At 41.6% G+C, this 18,909-nt stretch carries 10 protein-coding genes; 8 read left to right on the forward strand and 2 right to left on the reverse strand.

The window, feature by feature from the left end; all coding sequences use genetic code 11:
* The first annotated feature begins 178 nt into the window (after nt 1–178).
* The 5 genes from C727_RS0110605 to C727_RS0110625 all read left to right on the forward strand — a co-directional run bounded on the left by C727_RS0110605 (nt 179) and on the right by C727_RS0110625 (nt 10,870).
* Complete coding sequence (locus C727_RS0110605) at nt 179–4,306, forward strand: DEAD/DEAH box helicase (RefSeq protein WP_017445619.1); 4,128 nt, start codon at nt 179–181, stop codon at nt 4,304–4,306.
* An 88-nt stretch (nt 4,307–4,394) separates the two neighbouring features.
* Nucleotides 4,395–5,438 (forward strand): LacI family DNA-binding transcriptional regulator, encoded by a 1,044-nt coding sequence (locus tag C727_RS0110610; RefSeq protein ID WP_017445620.1) that lies wholly within the window; start codon nt 4,395–4,397, stop codon nt 5,436–5,438.
* A 167-nt stretch (nt 5,439–5,605) separates the two neighbouring features.
* Entirely contained in the window at nt 5,606–8,926 is a 3,321-nt protein-coding gene (locus C727_RS0110615; protein WP_017445621.1) for an MHYT domain-containing protein, read from the forward strand.
* Nucleotides 8,923–9,918, forward strand: coding sequence for a response regulator (locus C727_RS0110620; protein WP_017445622.1), 996 nt, complete (start codon nt 8,923–8,925; stop codon nt 9,916–9,918). The genes C727_RS0110615 and C727_RS0110620 overlap by 4 nt, the downstream gene beginning before the upstream one ends.
* A gap of 31 nt (nt 9,919–9,949) precedes the next feature.
* A complete protein-coding gene (locus tag C727_RS0110625) occupies nt 9,950–10,870 on the forward strand; it encodes an AEC family transporter (RefSeq protein WP_017445623.1) in 921 nt (306 codons plus the stop codon).
* Here the strand turns inward: C727_RS0110625 and C727_RS0110630 are convergent.
* Both C727_RS0110630 and purL read right to left on the reverse strand, forming a co-directional pair.
* A complete protein-coding gene (locus C727_RS0110630; RefSeq protein ID WP_017445624.1) occupies nt 10,867–11,064 on the reverse strand; it encodes a zinc ribbon domain-containing protein in 198 nt (65 codons plus the stop codon). The genes C727_RS0110625 and C727_RS0110630 overlap by 4 nt on opposite strands.
* 127 nt (nt 11,065–11,191) lie before the next feature.
* Nucleotides 11,192–15,082: a phosphoribosylformylglycinamidine synthase gene (purL, locus tag C727_RS0110635; protein ID WP_017445625.1), complete on the reverse strand. Its 3,891-nt coding sequence runs from the start codon at nt 15,080–15,082 to the stop codon at nt 11,192–11,194.
* 146 nt (nt 15,083–15,228) lie between these two features.
* Here purL and mltF point away from each other — a divergent pair, with 146 nt between their 5' ends.
* The 3 genes from mltF to recN all read left to right on the forward strand — a co-directional run bounded on the left by mltF (nt 15,229) and on the right by recN (nt 18,859).
* A complete protein-coding gene (gene mltF, locus C727_RS18390) occupies nt 15,229–16,587 on the forward strand; it encodes a membrane-bound lytic murein transglycosylase MltF (protein ID WP_017445626.1) in 1,359 nt (452 codons plus the stop codon).
* A gap of 88 nt (nt 16,588–16,675) precedes the next feature.
* Entirely contained in the window at nt 16,676–17,116 is a 441-nt protein-coding gene (locus C727_RS0110645; RefSeq protein ID WP_017445627.1) for a GNAT family N-acetyltransferase, read from the forward strand.
* A gap of 78 nt (nt 17,117–17,194) precedes the next feature.
* Nucleotides 17,195–18,859 (forward strand): DNA repair protein RecN, encoded by a 1,665-nt coding sequence (recN, locus tag C727_RS0110650; protein ID WP_017445628.1) that lies wholly within the window; start codon nt 17,195–17,197, stop codon nt 18,857–18,859.
* Nucleotides 18,860–18,909 lie beyond the last annotated feature (50 nt).

Below are 18,909 nucleotides of genomic sequence, written 5' to 3' on the forward strand. Positions count from 1 at the left end.
ACATTTATATGGGAATAATCTTCGTATTTCAGGCATCATAAAATAAGTTATTAACAAACATCTTGTTTTTTAGAATTCTGACATCCCTAATGTATCCCTAAACAAGCTTGTCAGTCGTGCTAAATCCTGCTAGTTTTACGACTTTTATTTGGGCCAACGACTGCAAATTAACTAAATTATGCTAATCAACCAAGCAAGTGCCCAACAAATTTGTGATCTTAAACAAGATTTTTTAAAACTCTCGTTAACCGAGCAAATAATTGTTAGAATTTTAGCTGTACTGTGGATCCCAACAAGTCGCCTGCAACTTAATGTTCTCCTGAACAAACTTCAAAAAACCGATAGTTTTAATTTAACTATCACTGAATTTACTGACGAACAACATAGCCGTTTAGCCAATCTGAACATATTGCAGCCTGGCCCCAAATTTTGTGAAGTTAATCCGTTGCTAAAAGCAACTCTTATACGAGAGGCCAAATTAAACAATGAATATAAACTGGTTCGCCATCTGCAAACAAGCTCAATTACTGCACTCAGTAGCCATACTCTAAGCGCGCAAAAAAACAAAGATGCCCTTAGAGTATTAGACTATTTTTATTTATCTGAATACGACAATTTAGAAGAGCAGTTAAAATACGGTGGGAGCGAAATATTATTAAACTGCTGTTTTTTACCCTTTGTACCATCACAACTCACTGACCTGCCCGAAACAATTAAAATTCAGGCATGCCAAAGTTTATTGCAACATACGCTACGCACAGGCTCAGATTTAGCTTTTGTTGCTAACTGCATTCAATCTTTAAATCAATCATCATCAGAAGATTTTAATCTCTTGGCTGCTCACGTTGCATTCTACCGAGCTGACTGGCCTTTATTTACTCAATTAAAGCTAGAACAAAATCTTCATTATCAAGCGATCGCTTTAGTGGCAGCTAAAAATTTTGTCCATGGCAGCATAGATACTGCACTCGCTGGTTTTAAAAAAGCCCTACAGGCTAAAAACAAGCAAAAAAAACGCCGCAAAAATCAGTTTTTAAATGGGCCTTTAGGTTTGATGCATAAATTGTGTTTGTTGGTCAAAGGGGCTCAAGGTTACCCGCAAATACTTAGCGAAGCCCTGGCACAAATTGATTTTGAACGCGATAAAAGTCCAAACAATGCTATTTATTTGCCACTGAGTCGTGCAATGCGAACCCCCTTAATCGCGCTGCAAAATAAGCAGTCGTGCGATCACAGCTACCGTTTGTATCAGCAACAAATCAAAATGCACTTTTTTTGTGGTCAGCTCATCAATTTTGCTCTAGCGGTCACACGCTTCTGGTGCAATCAAGCACATAACGACGAAGATAAATCTGTTATCTCTGATACCCTGCAAAAATTTAATCAATCAGGCGCTAATTTATTTGTTTTATTGATGAACAATTTTAATAAAACCGACAAGCATCCATTGCTTGATTTAGCCAGTGCTTTTACTCCTAAAAATCAATGGCAGTTAGCCCTCAATCAACTGACTGGTCAAACACCAAACAGCAGCAATAAAATCCATTGGCTGCTTAACTTAACCGCAGACACTGTTGAACTACAATGCCTTCTAAAAACAAATAAGTCAGAATTAGAGTACAAAACCGATAAAGTATTAAACAACAAACAGTTATTTAGTGAAGAATATAACCACTATTTTAGTTTACAAGATAAACAGATCCGCCAATTATTAAACCAATTTGAGTATCAAGGTAAAACTTTCATCAGTACCGAAGCAGATGCGTGCATTTTTATGCTGCAAGCGCTAAATCATCATGCCAATTTATATCAAATGGCCGCCCCTGATCAGCCGCTACAGTTAAGTTATTCCGAGCCTTATCTTCAAATTAATCAAATCGAAGATAATTATTGTTTAACCATGCCAAATCTTCCTTCACGCTTTCAAATGAATAGACCGGCATTTAAAATAGTCAAACTAGCTAACCATCACTATCAATTTATTGTTTTTGGTTTCAGTCATTTAAGAATCGCGCAAGTGATTGGCGAAGAAGGTTTATGGGTGCCTACAGCAGCCAAACAAGAGATTTTAGCAACCATAACACAGATTGCGCCTCAATTAGATTTGATAACGTCTGATACCGAATTAAGCTCTGGTTTGGCTAAAGTTCCTTGCGAAACCGGTTTATGGCTTGATATTGAACCTTATGCTGCGGGTTTAAAATTTAATTGTTTTGTAATGCCGTTCGGCCCCAAGGGTCCGAGCTACCCACCGGCATTTGGTCAGAGTCTAGTCACAGCGCTTGTCGGGGGGCAACGCCTTGAAACGCATAGAAATTTAATTCAAGAGCAAGAAGACTTAGCGCAACTAGATATTTGTTGTCCGGGGTTTAGGGCCATGCACGGACATCAATTAGTATTAGAGGATAGTCAAAAAGCCTTAGATTTGTTAAGTCAAATACAAGCCTTTTCCAATCACCCTCAACCGAGTTTTAAATTAACGGTGCGCTGGCCAAAAGGCGTTAAAATAAGTTTATCTAAACCTCTAACCGCAAGCCAAATTCAATTATCAATTTATAAAAATCAACAATGGTTTGACTTTACCGGCGAAGTACAGATAAATGATCAGCAAACATTGAGTTTTCAGCAGTTATTATCCTTATACCAGCACCAGCAACGCCAATATATTGAGCTTAATCCTGAGCATTACCTACAGTTAAGCGACGATTTGAAACATAAAATGGATATGTTGCTGCAAATTAGCGAACAAGGACAATTTCATCCACTGGCTACCGAGCAAATGGATAAGGCTATTCAAGGAATGCGGTTAAAAACCCTGCATGGCTGGGCTGAACAAAAACGAGTCATGCAAGCGGCTTGGCGAGCAAAAATAAACCCACCTGCAGAGTTACGAGCAAATCTGCGTGACTACCAAAAAATAGGCATCGAATGGGCACTCAGGCTTGCAAGTTGGCGAGCTGGAGCCTGTTTAGCCGACGAGATGGGCTTAGGTAAAACGCTGCAAGCAGTTGCGATTATGTTGGCTCGGGCCAAAAAAGGCCCGTCGTTGGTCTTAGCCCCGGCCTCTGTTGTGTATAATTGGGCAAACGAACTGAAAAAGTTTGCACCCAACTTACACACCTATTCTTTGTCTAATTATTGCGATCATAAACAGCGAGTTGCCAAACTTGATAACACTAAACCGGGCGACGTTATCTTATTAAGTTATGGTCTTTTAGTCAGTTTAAAAGACGAATTAGCGGCGATTGAATGGACCAACTTGGTCGCAGACGAAGCACAAATGCTTAAAAACCCATTAAGCCAACGAACAAAAATTGTTTACGAACTCAATGCTCATTTTAAAATGGTCATGACTGGCACCCCTATCGAAAACGATCTGACCGAACTTTGGAGTTTATTTAGGATCATAAACCCAGGTTTATTGGGGAACTTAAAACGTTTTAACCAAAAGTTTATTCAGCCAATCGCTAACCAAGCTGACGACCCTATCGCTGCCAGCCAAGCCAAAGCGGGTCTTAAATTGTTAATAGATCCTTTTATTTTACGCCGCACTAAAAAATCAGTAGCAACTGAATTGCCCGAAAAAACAGAGATTTACCAGGGTTTAGAGCTAGCGACAGACTATCAGTCATTTTACGAAGCAGCGCGCCTAAACGCGCTCAAAATCATTCACAATCAGCAAACAGAAGGACCCTCTACGCAAAAAAATATTGCCGTATTAGCGCAACTCGTCAGGCTGCGCCAAGCGTGCTGTGACCCTAGGCTATTAATACCAAACAGCGACTTAAAAAGTCCAAAATTAACGGCGCTAAAAACGCTCGTGCCAGAGATAGTAAACAACGGCCATCAGGTGCTAATTTTTAGTCAATTTGTCGGTTTTTTAAAATTAGTTCAGGAAGCATTAGCACAAATTGGTATAGACTCTGCTTACTTGGATGGCGCCACGCCGAGTGATAAAAGGCAAAAGCAAATCAAAATTTTTCAAAACGGTGAAAAACCTGTTTTTTTAATCAGTTTAAAAGCCGGTGGTACGGGTTTAAATTTAACCGCGGCCAGTTATGTAATCCATTTAGATCCTTGGTGGAATCCAGCTGTCAGCCAACAAGCCTCGGATCGAGCACACCGATTAGGCCAAAACAAACCGGTGACCATTTACCATTTTTATTGCAAAAACACGATCGAATCTCAAATATTAGCGTTGCATCAAAAAAAATCTAAATTAGCTTATGATTTACTCGTTAACCAAGACCAGATTGTAAATACCAGCGTAAAAGAAATTCTTAATCTGCTTCAGACAAGCCTATAAATTTACATCTTAATTACTTAAACACTTTACTTTTTACTTAAAGGTTTTAGACTAAAGTTTATCTCTAACAACGGCGTATAGAGCAATAATGCAATCAAATAAACCACTAACGTTAAAAAAAGTTGCCTCAATTTTAAATGTTTCTACCGCAACTATATCCAACGCATTTAATCGTCCAGATCAATTGTCTGCTCGGCTTAGAGAACGGATTCTAAGTGAGTGCGAACGTCTTGGTTATCACGGTCCAAACTTAGCGGCCCGCTCATTGCGTAAAGGTGAATCAGGGGTCATAGGTGTTCTGTTAACTGATTCACTGGCTTATCATTTTACTGATGCGGTTGCCAACCAGTTTTTGCAAGGTATCAGTGAGGTATTAGAAAAAAATAATAAACAACTGCTCATGTTATCTGGCTGTAGCTCGGGTCAAATCGCGACAGGAATTGAAGCCCTGCCGGACGGCTTTATCATTTATGGAACACAAGATCACAACCCTCTGTTCGAACGCATAATTCGCCAAAACAAGCCAATAGTCACTGTCGATTTTGATTCACCCGATTACCCGTCGGTAAACATTGATAACCATGCAGCTGCATTTGAAATCGCCAATCACCTGTTGGCTCAATCAGTGGATACCTTAGCTATTTTAGGGTTGCGTTTAATTCACTCTGACCGTGTTTGTCGGATCACTCAAGACGAACTTTACGATCAGAGCGAATCTGTTTCCCGTCGGCGGCTAGATGCCTATATTGAAGCAATTAAAAATAATAATCTCGACATAGATGCAGAGCGCATTTGGCATATCCCGCTTAATTTGTACGAACAAGCTAAACAAGCTGCAAAAGAGGCTTTAACAAGTTTACCACGGGTAAATGGCATCATTTGCATGAGTGATACCATTGCACTGGCTGTATTGTCGGTTGCGCAAGAACTTAATATCTCAGTACCACAGGATCTCAAAGTCATAGGTTTTGACGATATTCCAGAAGCAAAACGAGCAACGCCGCCGCTTACTACCGTTTGCCAAGGCAGCAAGCTAAAAGGCCAATTAGCCGCAGAAGCACTATTAGACAAACATCAAAATACAACTAAACTCATGGTGCCAACAGAACTTGTGATCCGAAAAAGTTGTTAAAACGCACGAGTGAATTTGTTTTTAAAAAACCACTCGTAAAATTTTATTTTATCCATTAAATTTAAACAGATTACGTGTTTAGCCTCCGAAGTGTGCGAAGTTAGATTGTAATATTCTGATCTTCGTGCATAATTTTAAATGCAGTTTAATTTACCTTCAGTGACGATATGCAGTTCATTTTCGATCTATTCAATATTCCAGTTAATAGCTTATTAACAGATGGCAGCTACAACCCATGGTTGGTTATCCTGTCGTTGTTTGTTGCCATTATTGCCTCATATATTTCATTAAAAGTTTCTGAATTAGCTGCGCAAGATGAGCAAGCCTCTCTCCGTCACGGAGGTTTAATGGCAGGTGCTTTAGCCTTAGGCGGTGGGGTTTGGTCAATGCACTTTATCGGTATGACGGCGTTTACCTTATGTACCCCGGTTAGTTATCATTGGGGACTCACTATCGCGTCGATGATCCCCTCTCTTTTAGCCTCGTGGTGCGCATTATTTTTAATTAATCAAAAAAATATTGATACCCTGTCTCTACTCGTCGGGGGCGTTTTAGTGGGTTCGGGTATAGGTACCATGCATTATTTGGGCATGGCGGCAATGGAAATGGCCCCTTTGCTTCGTTATGACCTTGGTATCTTTTTATTGTCTATTTTAGTTGCTGTCGTGCTGGCAGTTCTTTCTTTATGGATCAAATTTGGTTTAAAAAAATCTACTTATATTCAATTGTCGAATTTTCAACTCACTTGTTTGTCGGCCATTATAATGGGTTTAGCTATTTCAGGTATGCATTATACTGGTATGGCCGCAGCTCGGTTTGTACTGCCACCTGGTCTTGAATTAAGTCAGCAAAACCAAGAAATTTCTCTTTATCTCGGACTCACGACAGGAGGCCTTACGTTAATCATTATCAGCTTAGTCATGTCTATCAATTATATGCTGAGATATAGAGAAAGCTCACGGTTAGCGACCGAAAATGCAACCCGAATTGAAGCCATAATGGATACAGCTATCGACGGCATTTTAACCATGGATGCAAATGGGGTGATTGTTTCAGCAAATAGAGCAACGGCCACTTTGTTTGGCTGGCAAGCTGAAGATTTAGTGGGTAACTCTATTAGCAAGGTCCTTACGAAAGAAATAAAAAGTGAATTTTTATTACAGTTAAATGCAGGCCAAAACCACTTTATTGGCCGCAGTCGTGAAATTCCCGTTAAAAATAAAACAGGTCAAACCGTGTATGTCCGTGTGGCTGTAGGCAAAGTTAAAGTCAGAGACAGACATTTATTTGTTGCTTTTGTATCTGACTTATCCGAGCGGGTAAAAATGGAGCAAGCGATTAGGGAAAGCGAAAGCAAGTTCCGGTCTTTGATTAGCAACATTCCAGGCATCGCATTTCGCTGTATTGACAATGACCAATGGCCGATGATTTACATTAGTGATGCGGTTGAGCAAATTACTGGTTATCCCGCACGAGATTTTCAACTACCAAACCCAAAAATCTCGTTTAAGGATTTAATACATCCATTTGATCGTGAAAAAATAAAACTATCAGAGGATAATGCTGGGCGATATTTATGTGAATACCGAATTATCAACCGTGACGGCAAAGTTAGATGGTTACACGAACAAGGTAGCCGAAGCCGCGATCCAGATACCCTAGAACTCTGTTTAGACGGTTTTATTATGGATATTACAGAACGCAAATATATGGAAGCAGAGCTGATCGAAGCAAAAGAAACCGCAGAATCAGCCGCAGAAGCACGTGCCGCTTTTACCGCGAATATGAGCCACGAAATTCGCACCCCTATGAATGCAATTATCGGTTTTAGCGACATCTTATTAGAAACCGATTTATCTAAGGAGCAAAACCGGCAGCTAAAAACCATCAATCAATCAGCTAAATCTCTGTTGCACTTATTAAACGATATTTTAGATAGCGCTAAACTGGACAAAGGAAAATTTGAGCTGGATATTAGAGATTTTTACCTTATAGAAGAAGTTGATGCGGTTATCTCAACCTTGTATATCGAAGCTAAACGCAAAAATATACGGTTAGCAGCACAAATTGCGAATGACCTCCCATCATGCTATCGCGGCGATCCGGATCGTTTGCGCCAAGTATTAACCAATATTGTTGGAAACGCGATAAAATTTACCCACAAAGGCAGTGTAAATATCTCGGTCAACAAAAAAGGTGAAGGTGTGCTAATTCAGGTTAGAGACACAGGGATCGGCATGGATAACCAACAAATTAATAGTATTTTCAACGCTTATTCGCAAGCCGATGCATCAATTAGCCGTAAATATGGCGGCACAGGTTTAGGTACGACCATTAGCCAAAAATTAATCCAATTAATGGGCGGCGAAATCAGTGTAGAAAGTGAACTTGGTAAAGGCAGCTGTTTTAGCATTTATATACCCCTAACAGAGAGCGATAGCTGTGCAATCAGTCGGGTCAATGAAAGCAAAATTGAATTACCACCATTAAAGATTCTGATTGTTGACGATATTCAACAAAACCTAGATCTGTTAAAAGTAATTTTAAAACGGCAGGGACATACCTGCATCTTAGCCCGTGATGGCGAGCAGGCTATCGTACGTATGAAAAACGACAGTGGTATTGATGTGGTTTTAATGGATCTGCAGATGCCGATTAAAGATGGTTTAACGGCAACCGCTGAACGGCGAGAATATGAATTGCAAAATAATTTACCCCAAATACCCATCATAGCGTTAACCGCTAGCGTTTTAGCCGAAGATCAAAAACAAGCTGAGCAAGCGGGTATGAATGGTTTTGCAAATAAACCAGTGGACGCCAATCAATTATCAAATGAAATTGCGCGTGTGCTAGGCATTACCACATCGACGCTGCGCGAACACGAAGATCTTGAGTTTGAGCAACTTATCAATGAAACGAAAGGGGTATCACTCTGGGGAGATAAAAATGCCTATTTTACCGAAATTCAAAGGTTTTTAACTCAACATCCAACGAACTCAGAAAAATTCTATCAATTATTAGATGATCATGATTGGGTGCAATTAAAACGATTAGTGCATACGTTAAAAGGCCTATCCGGTAATTTAGCTTTAATTCCATTAATGCAAAATTTTGCATTACTTGAGAAAAATATCGACAAAAAAAATGAAAACGAAATAAAACGCCTGTCAAAACTATGCTGTGAACAGATTACTTCGATTAAACAGGAAATAGATAACTATTTTAATGCGAAAAATGAGCAGCAAGGCTCAGTAAAGTCAACAATTGATTTCAAATCTTTGCTACCCTTAATAGCTGAAATAGAGGCGTTAATAGAACAAAACGGTTTTGACGACGGGCTAGTTGATAAACTTGCAAATGCATCTAGTGATCCAGATGTTAATCAGTTCTGCGAACTCATAATTGAACAAATAAACGATTTTGAATTTGAAGCCGCACAATCAACAGTTGAACAATTAAAAAGCTATTTAGCCGGGAACCAACAGTGACAAATGCAACTTCGGGCAAAGAAAAAATATTAATCGTTGACGATGAACCCGCAAACTTAAGAGTGTTAAAAAACATCTTACAAGGGCCGTACCAGTTGAGCTTTGCAAAAAACGGTGCTGATGCCTTAAAGTTAATTAAAAAAGATTTACCCGATTTGATATTGCTGGATATTATGATGCCAAATATGTCAGGTATCGAAGTATGCAAACGCTTGAAAGCAGATGAAACAACACGCATGATCCCTGTGATATTCGTTTCGGCGTTGGGTGAAGAAGAAGACGAGGCAACAGGTTTTGCCGTTGGGGCCGTTGATTACATCAGTAAACCTGTCTCTCCAACGTTAGTACGAGCCAGAGTTAAAAACCACTTGTCTTTAGTGAATGCCGCTGAACTTAAACGCACTCGTATGCAGGTTATTCAAGTGCTGGGCCGGGCCGCCGAGTACAAAGATAATGAAACCGGCATGCATGTTATTCGGATGAGCCACTACTCAAAAATATTGGCAATAGCTTATGGATTTACAGAGCAAGCAGCCGAGCAGCTTATGCATGCAGCACCTATGCATGATATTGGCAAAATTGGCATTCCTGACAGCATTATGCAAAAACCGGGGCGTTTAACCGATGAAGAATTTAAAATTATGCAGCAACATCCAGAAATTGGCGCTGAGATCTTAGGTGACTGCGATTCTGATCTACTTCGCCTAGCACGGACCATTGCCCTTACCCACCATGAAAAATGGGATGGCAGCGGTTACCCCAATCGGCTTGCAGGCGAAGCCATTCCTATTGAAGGCCGTATTGTGGCGTTAGCAGATGTATTTGATGCGTTAACCAGTAAACGACCTTATAAAGACGCTTGGTCTGTTGAAAAAACCATGGCGCTCATTCACGAGCAAAAAGGTCTACATTTTGATCCCGAATTGGTCGACTTGTTGACAGAAAACCTTGATAAAATTTTAGCAATTAAAGCCCAATGGCAAGAAAGCTAAATAAACCCCAAAATAAATACATGGACATCCAGTGACTGCTCATTTTATTGCCGCCATTAACGTTAGTGGCCCCGTATTAATCATACTTTTATTAGGTATCTTTTTCAGGCGGTTGAATTTATTGGACGGGCCTTTTATTGCCAGTGGTAATAAATTAGTTTTTAAAGTTGCCCTGCCCTCACTGCTGTTTTTAAGCACCGCGCAAGGCTCGATAAAAGAAAACCTAAATTTACCACTAATTGCATACGCGGTTGTAACCACATTGCTGTCTGTGCTCGCGGTATGGCTGCTTTATTTTAGAACGCAAGACTCCGGCAAACGAGCCGTGTTAACTCAATGTGCTTTTCGCGGCAACATGGGTATTGTTGGTTTAGCATTGTGTGTGAATGCTTTTGGTCAAAATATTCTACCGCATGCCGCTGTTTATGTTGCTGCATTGACCATTTTATATAATTTAATTGCAGTGGTTTTATTAACTGGCAAAGGCAATGGGGTATTGTCAAATATTTTAAAAAATCCACTTATCATCGCTATTGTGGCTGGCATTGCTTGGTCGTTAAGCGGTGTTGAGTTGCCAACTCTGGTATCGACTTCAGTTGGTTATTTGGCAAAACTAACGCTCCCACTAGCCCTTTTGTGCATTGGTGCAACCTTAGACTGGCGCAGCTTCAAATCTAACCAGGCCGCTACGAGCTTAAATACTTTATTAAAACTGATCGTACTACCTGGTTTGATCACTGCGGGAGGTTTTTGGCTGGGGTTCAGCGGCCATGACTTGGGCATATTATTTTTGATGATGGCATCACCAACAGCAGCAGCGGCTTATATTATGAGCAAACAAATGACTTCTCACGGCCAGCTCGCCGCAGAAATTGTTACCCTATCAACGCTGTTATGCCCGCTTAGCATTACCTTAGGATTGATGTTGTTGAGTTATTTGCAGTTAATTTAAAAGGTTTGGTTTTCGGAGCGCACCCTAATTTCCAGCTGATCTTGCTCGTTTGCAACCACTGCAACGACCATAGGCTGACAACACACTTGGCAGTCTTCGGTATATTCGTCACCAACCTCTTGCTCATCGACTAACAAGGAGATGGGCTCTCCACAGTATGGACAATAGATCAGTGTTTCTTGTAAGTCTTGCATCTGTGCGCTCCTGTACCTTATGTTTTACAACTGTTTAAAGTACTTACGAAGCACGGGCACTGGTGGATTAGAAGCTTAACAAAAAAGGCTGCACAAGCAGCCTTTTTAAGTTGATAAAAGCGTTAACTTAACCAGTAAACACTCTTGCATTACGGAACATTCTTACCCAAGGACTATCTTCTAACCAATCGTCGGGATGGTATGAGTTACTTACACTTCTGAATACACGCTCTGGGTGTGGCATCATTACGGTCACGCGGCCGTCTGTGCTGGCTAACGAGGTAATACCGGCTGGCGAGCCATTTGGGTTAGCCGGATAATCTGTTGTCACTTGACCATAGTTATTTACATAACGCAGTGCGACTGTGCCAGAAGCTTCAGCTTTAGCTAGCGTTTCAGCTGACGAAAATTCAGCACGACCTTCACCATGAGATACCGCAATCCCCATACGTGAGCCTTCCATACCAGCAAATAACACTGAGTTAGATTTTTGTACTTCAACCATGCTAAAACGTGCTTCAAAACGCTCTGAGTGGTTGCGAACAAAACGTGGCCAATGATCAGCACCAGGGATCAGCTCTTTTAACGTGCTTAACATTTGACAACCATTACAAACACCTAATGCAAAGGTATTTTCACGGTTGAAGAATTTTTCAAATTCATCTCGTGCTCGAGCATTAAACAAAATTGATTTTGCCCAGCCTTCACCTGCGCCTAGTACGTCACCATAAGAAAAACCACCACAAGCAACTAAACCAGCAAACTCATCTAACTGAATACGGCCGGATAAAATATCACTCATATGAACGTCTCTTGGCTCAAAACCAGCGCGATCAAACGCAGCGGCCATCTCTACGTGCGAGTTAACACCCTGCTCTCGTAAAATTGCCATTTTAGGTTGTAAACCTTTCGCAATATAAGGTGCTGCAACGTCTTCGTTAATATCAAAGGTTAACTTAGGCTGCATCCCAGGATCGCCTGCATCGGCTTTAGCCGCATACTCTTGCTCGGCACATTCTGGATTATCGCGCAATGATTGCATTTTAAGGGTAGTTTCTGCCCATGCTTGTCGCAACGAAACTCGGCTTTCATTGAAAACCAGCTTATCACCAAAACGGAAACAAACTTGATCATCACTCGTCGGTTGGCCAATAACAAAACTTAAGTCGGCTAAGTTATGTTCGGCTAACAAAGCTTTCACGGCTTCTAAATCATCGTTTTTAACTTGAATAACACCGCCTAGCTCTTCTGCAAACAAAACATTCAACGCGTTGTCACCCAACTCGCTCACATCTGCATACAAGCCAGTTTTGCCCGCAAATGCCATTTCAGCTAAGGTGGTAAATAACCCACCATCCGAGCGGTCGTGATAGGCCAATAACTTACCGTCGTTTAATAAAGCTTGCACGGCATTAAAATAGTTTTTAAGTAATTCAGGGCTATCTAAATCTGGCCCTTGATCACCTAACTGTTGGTACACCTGAGTTAAACACGAAGCACCAATACGGTTTTGTTTATTCCCAAGGTCAATCAGTATTAAGCTGCTATCACCTTTGTCGGTACGAATTTGCGGAGTGACTGTTTTTCGAACGTCTTCAACGCGTGCAAACGAAGTGATAATTAAAGATAAAGGTGCTGTAACGCTTTTTTCTTCGCCATCTTGGTTCCAAGCCGTTTTCATCGACATAGAATCTTTACCCACTGGGATGGTTAATCCAAGTGCTGGGCACAACTCTTCACCAACCGCTTTTACCGCTTCGTAAAGACCTGCATCTTCCCCCGGGTGACCAGCTGCTGACATCCAGTTAGCAGATAATTTAATGCGCTTTAAATCGCCTATGTTGGCGGCCGCAATATTGGTAATGCTTTCAGCTACGGCAACGCGAGCTGATGCAGCAAAGTCTAATAAAGCTAATGGCGTGCGCTCACCGACAGCCATAGCCTCACCATGATAGGTATCTAACGCGGCCGTGGTGACAGCTACGTCTGAAACAGGTACCTGCCAAGGCCCAACCATTTGGTCTCGTGCAACCATACCGGTAACCGAGCGATCGCCTATGGTAATTAAAAAGGTTTTTTCAGCAACTGTTGGTAATCGCAAAACACGATAGCCTGCTTCCGTGATATCAGCGCTTAATTGCATACCGTCGGCGCTGCGTGTGGCTGATTGCACATCTTTATGCATTTTGGGCGCTTTGCCTAATAAAACTTCAAGTGGTAAATCAATCGGCTGATTATCAAAATGGCTGTCATACAAGGATAAGTGCTGTTCAGAAGTAGCTTCACCTATCACAGCATACAAGGCCCGTTCGCGTTCACAAATGGCGGCAAAGATATCAAGTTTGTCGGCCGCAACTGCTAAAACATAACGTTCTTGTGATTCATTACACCAAATCTCTAATGGTGACATGCCAGGTTCATCGTTGGGCACGTCGCGCAAGTTAAAGCGACCACCACGGCCGCCGTCGTTAACCAGTTCAGGCATGGCATTAGATAAACCACCAGCGCCAACATCATGGATAAACGCAATGGGGTTTTCATCACCCATTTGCCAACATTTATCAATAACTTCTTGACAGCGACGCTCCATTTCTGGGTTTTCGCGCTGCACTGAGGCAAAATCCAGATCTTCACTAGATTGACCAGACGCCATTGAAGAAGCCGCACCACCGCCTAAACCAATGTTCATGGCTGGGCCGCCTAAAACAATTAACTTAGCACCGACTGGAATTTCGCCTTTTTCAACGTGAGACTGACGAATATTTCCTAAACCACCCGCTAACATAATAGGTTTGTGGTAACCTCGAACTTCGCGGCCATTAAAGCTATTCACTTCGGCTTCATAAGTTCTAAAATAACCTAACAGTGCAGGTCGACCAAATTCGTTGTTAAAAGCAGCACCACCCAGAGGCGCTTCAAGCATTATGTCTAAAGCACTAACGATGCGCTCTGGACGGCCATAGTTAATTTCCCACGGCTGAGTAAAATCAGGAATGTTTAAGTTAGATACAGTAAAACCAACCATGCCGGCTTTTGGTTTAGAACCGCGGCCAGTTGCACCCTCGTCACGAATTTCACCACCAGAGCCAGTTGCTGCCCCCGGGTAAGGCGAAATTGCTGTTGGGTGGTTATGAGTTTCTACTTTCATCAAGATTGCAATATCTTCTTGATGATAATCATAAATACCAGTTGCTGGATCGGCAAAATAACGCCCAGCGAAAGAACCATCCATGACTGCGGCATTATCTTTGTATGCTGATTGCACATAATCAGGCGTGGTTTCGTAAGTATTTTTAATCATTTTGAACAGTGACTTGGGCTGAGCCTCACCATCAATGGTCCAATCTGCATTAAAAATTTTGTGGCGACAATGTTCTGAGTTTGCCTGCGCAAACATATAAAGTTCAATGTCGTTTGGATTACGGTTTAAGCGTTGGAAATTTTCAACTAAATAGTCAATTTCATCATCAGCTAACGCTAAGCCCATGGTTGTATTTGCGTTTACCAGCGCTTCGCGTCCCCCACCTAAGATGTCAACAGAACGCAGAGGCGCTGGCTGAGCTTTTTCAAAGAGTGCTTCTGCTTGAGCCATTTCGCTATAAACCACTTCAACCATGCGATCATGGATAAGGCTTTTTAATTGATTAATGTCATCTTCGCTTAATGATTGCTCAGCTTCAATATAATAAGCGATGCCTCGCTCAATACGATTGACTTGAGTTAAACCACAATTATGAGCGATATCAGTTGCTTTAGACGCCCAAGGTGAAATAGTGCCAGGTCGCGGAATCACTAGTTGCAATATGCCTTTAGGCTCATGTTCTGGAATGGTTGGGCCATACTGTAACAGCCGACTAAGCGTGTTTTGTTCATGCTCTGATAAAGCATCTGACAAATCAACAAAATGCATATATTCAGCATAAATAGCGCTGATATTTAAATTAAGTTGATGACAACCAGCCAGTAATTTACTGACTCGAAATTCAGAAAGTGCGGGAGCGCCTCGCAAGATTTCCATAAGCCGTTTCACCTGAAAAACTAAATAGGATGGGTTTAAAGCCGCATAGTATACTCAAAATCGCAAAATATGCGAGCAACAAAGAATTGACCCATGCTACTGCATTCAGCTAACCTAAGTTATCGTTTTGCATAACAATACCTCAGATGCCGAAAAAAAACTCACAACACTGGTGTTTAGTGCTTGTTTTAAGCTGCTTATTGGCAGCTTGTTTTAATAATTATTCAGACAAAACACAGATCGAAAAAATTAAACAAGCTGGCGTGCTGAAAGTAGGCACAATCTACGGCTCATCAACCTATTATCTAGCGGCAGATGGGGCAGCTGGTTTTGAATATGAGCTTGCCAAAGCCTTTGCTGACAGGCTTGAGGTTAAATTAGAAGTTACCCCTGTTTACGACTTACACGAATTATTTGACCTATTAGATAACCACAAAGTAGACGTACTCGCAGCCGGTATTACCGCCAGTGAACAGCGTAAAAACCGTTATCGATTCGCACCGGCCTATCAAAACATTAGTGAGAAGCTAGTTTATAAACAAGGTGCTGAACGGCCAAGAGACTGGTCTGATTTATCTGGCAATCTGATTGTGACCGAAAAAAGCAGTCACCTTAATTTATTAAAAAAAATGGCTCCTGATACCCTAAATTGGTCAGAAACCAGTAATAAAGACAGCGAAGAGCTTATCCAAATGGTTTTGAACGGTGAACTGGATTACACCATAGTCGATTCAAATTTACTCGCTGTTAACCGCCGCATTTACCCTGAGCTGGCGATAGGCTTTACCATCAGAGACGAGCAGCAACAAGCCTGGGCATTTAATAAAGCACCAGATGATAGTTTATATGCTGAACTGATACGATTTTTTGGCGAATACAGAAGTTCAGGGAAGTACGCGCATCTGGAAGACAAGTATTTTGGCCACGTCCGTGACTTTGATTATGTGGATACTCGGGTATTTATTCGAGCGATCGCCGATGTATTACCAAAATATCGCCCCTGGTTTGAGCAATATGCCGAAGAATATAATCTAGACTGGAAATTATTAGCGGCACAAAGCTATCAAGAAAGCCATTGGAACCCAAAAGCCAGATCACCAACGGGTGTCCGTGGTATTATGATGTTAACGCGGCCGACAGCAAAACAAATGCAAGTCACTAACAGACTAGAACCGGAACAAAATATTCGTGGTGGAGCACGCTATTTATCTTCGTTACATCAGCGCATTCCTGCGCGCATCACTGAGCCGGATAGAACCTGGTTTGCGCTTGCTGCGTACAATATTGGCTTGGGTCATTTAGAAGACGCGCGGCGAATTGCTCAAGGCGCTGGCGCAGATCCAGATAAATGGCATCAAGTTAAAAAATATTTGCCGTTGTTACAAAAAAAGCGTTATTACAAACATACTCGGTACGGATACGCGCGCGGCACAGAAGCCGTCAACTATGTTGAAAACATTCGCCGCTACCATGACTCATTAGTGTGGTTTTTTGGCGGCCATTAAAAAAAACCAAAATCATAAAACTTTCATTTCACAGAACGGCGTTGGCAGGCTATTATTAACATACTGAATCACCTGTTCTGAAAACAGTATGTGGATACGTGAAGCCTGCCGTAAGGATATTCCGGCATTAAAACTAATTCGTCAGCAACACTCTGATAATCCCCTGCCGACATCGAAAGCGATCCCGGACATTTGTTATCAAAATTACCTCACCCGTTATGGTAAAGGCTGGGTTGCCTGCGTTGATCATAAAATCACTGGCTATGTAATCAGCTCACGCAAAGAAAGCAGCATTTGGGCGCTTTTTATCGATAAAAAATTTCAACGTCAAGGCCAGGGTAGCTTGCTGCTAACAACAGCGGCTGACTGGTTGTATATTAATGGCGCTGATAAAATTTATCTAGCAACAGCCATTAACTCTGCAGCCGAACATTTTTACCAGCAACAAGGCTGGCAACGGGGTGATTTGCTCAATAACGGCCAAGTGACCTACTCAAAAATTAGGCATTGTTTTAAAAATACTGGTTGACTATACAGTAAAAGGCCGCTTTAATACTGTATATTATATCAGTATTAATTTTTGAGTTCCGATTGCGGAGGCCACCAAATGTTAACCCGATTATTTGTCAAAGACTTTGCTATTGTTGACCAGCTTGAGATTGAAATCGATGCTGGCATGACCACTATTACTGGCGAAACCGGCGCAGGAAAATCCATTTCTATTGACGCTATCGGTTTATGTTTAGGGGCACGTGCCGATGCAGGTATGGTGAAAGCTGGCGCCGATAAAAGTGAAATTACCGCCACTTTTAACATTACTCAAATCCCTTCGGCTAGCCAATGGCTGTTAGAAAATGATTTATTAGAAGCAGATCAAGAAGACTGTATTATCCGCCGGGTGATCACTAAAGAAGGACGTTCTCGCGCTTACATAAATGGCGCGCCTGTGCCTGCTCAGCAATTAAAAGCATTAGCGCCATTATTAATTCATATTCACGGCCAACACGCCCATCAAATGCTGCTTAAAAGTGATTACCAGCTTTCTGTATTAGATCAGTTTGCAGCGCATAAACATTTATTGGCACAAACCCAACTGGCGTATCAAGGTTGGAACAAAATTAAAAACCAGTTAAAAGCATTACAAGAAGCACAAACACAACGTGACGCCAGAGCTCAATTGCTTGAGTATCAGGTTGCCGAGCTAGATGAATTTAACTTGCAAGAAGGCGAATTTAATCAGTTAGAAAGCGAATACAAAAAGCTTAATAATGCGGTCAATATTCTGCAAAACAGTCAGCAATGTTTTTCGATGTTGTACGATAATGATGAGCAAAATATGGTATCTATGTTGAAAATGGTTAATCAAAAATTAACCGAAGCCAGCCGCTTCGACCCTGCCCTGCAAAACATTATAGATATGCTTAACGACGCCGAAATTCAGCTCACTGAAGCCAGCTATGAACTACGTGATTATATCGAAGATCAAGAGCCTGACCCGCAGCGATTGGCGGAATTAGAAAGTCGTATGTCTACGGCAATGGATTTGGCACGCAAACACAAAGTAGAACCAGAAACGTTACCAGAAGTTCATCAAGCCCTTGCTCAAGAGTTTGATGAAATCAAACAAAATAACGCACAATCTATCAGCTTAGAGGCCGAAGAAAAGCAAGCCGGCGAACAATATTGGTCAGCCGCCGAAAAACTCACTGAAAGCCGACAAAAAGCTGCTAAAAAATTAGCTAAAGCGGTGACTGCAAGTATGCAACAGCTAAACATGCAGCAAGGGGTTTTTAATATTGCCCTTAACAGATTGGACAAAGCCTCTAAAGCGGGCTCAGATGCCGTAGAGTTTGAGGTATGCGCCAACCCAGGACAGCCGATGCAAGCCATTAGCAAAGTGGCATCAGGCGGTGAACTATCACGCATCAGTTTAGCAATTCAAGTACTGACCTCATCACAGATGGAAACCCCAACGTTAATTTTTGATGAAGTTGATGTTGGTATCAGTGGCCCAACGGCTGCAGTGGTAGGAAAAATGCTACGCCAAATCGGTGAGCACAACCAGGTGATGTGTGTTACTCACCTGCCACAAGTTGCTGCCTGTGGCCACCAGCAAATGCAAGTAAGCAAAACAACGGATAAACGTAAAACCACCACAAAAATGTATAAATTAACCGCAGAGCAGCGCATTAGCGAGCTTGCTCGTTTGTTAGGTGGTGATCAAATCACAGAAAATACCTTGCAAAACGCACGGGAACTCTTGGTGAGTTAAAATAGCAAAACTCAAATACACAGCTCAATTTTGTTGAAGTTTAGATACAA

It is taken from the genome of Gayadomonas joobiniege G7, assembly GCF_000300815.1.
Taxonomy (GTDB): Bacteria; Pseudomonadota; Gammaproteobacteria; order Enterobacterales; family Alteromonadaceae; genus Catenovulum; species Catenovulum joobiniege.

Coding starts and splice junctions, on each gene's coding strand:
- C727_RS0110615 (WP_017445621.1), top strand. CDS start 5,606: ATGCAGTTCATTTTCGATCTATTCAATATTCCAGTTAATAGCTTATTA.
- mltF (WP_017445626.1), top strand. CDS start 15,229: ATGCCGAAAAAAAACTCACAACACTGGTGTTTAGTGCTTGTTTTAAGC.
- C727_RS0110610 (WP_017445620.1), top strand. CDS start 4,395: ATGCAATCAAATAAACCACTAACGTTAAAAAAAGTTGCCTCAATTTTA.
- purL (WP_017445625.1), bottom strand. CDS start 15,082: ATGGAAATCTTGCGAGGCGCTCCCGCACTTTCTGAATTTCGAGTCAGT.
- C727_RS0110630 (WP_017445624.1), bottom strand. CDS start 11,064: ATGCAAGACTTACAAGAAACACTGATCTATTGTCCATACTGTGGAGAG.
- C727_RS0110645 (WP_017445627.1), top strand. CDS start 16,676: ATGTGGATACGTGAAGCCTGCCGTAAGGATATTCCGGCATTAAAACTA.
- C727_RS0110605 (WP_017445619.1), top strand. CDS start 179: ATGCTAATCAACCAAGCAAGTGCCCAACAAATTTGTGATCTTAAACAA.
- recN (WP_017445628.1), top strand. CDS start 17,195: ATGTTAACCCGATTATTTGTCAAAGACTTTGCTATTGTTGACCAGCTT.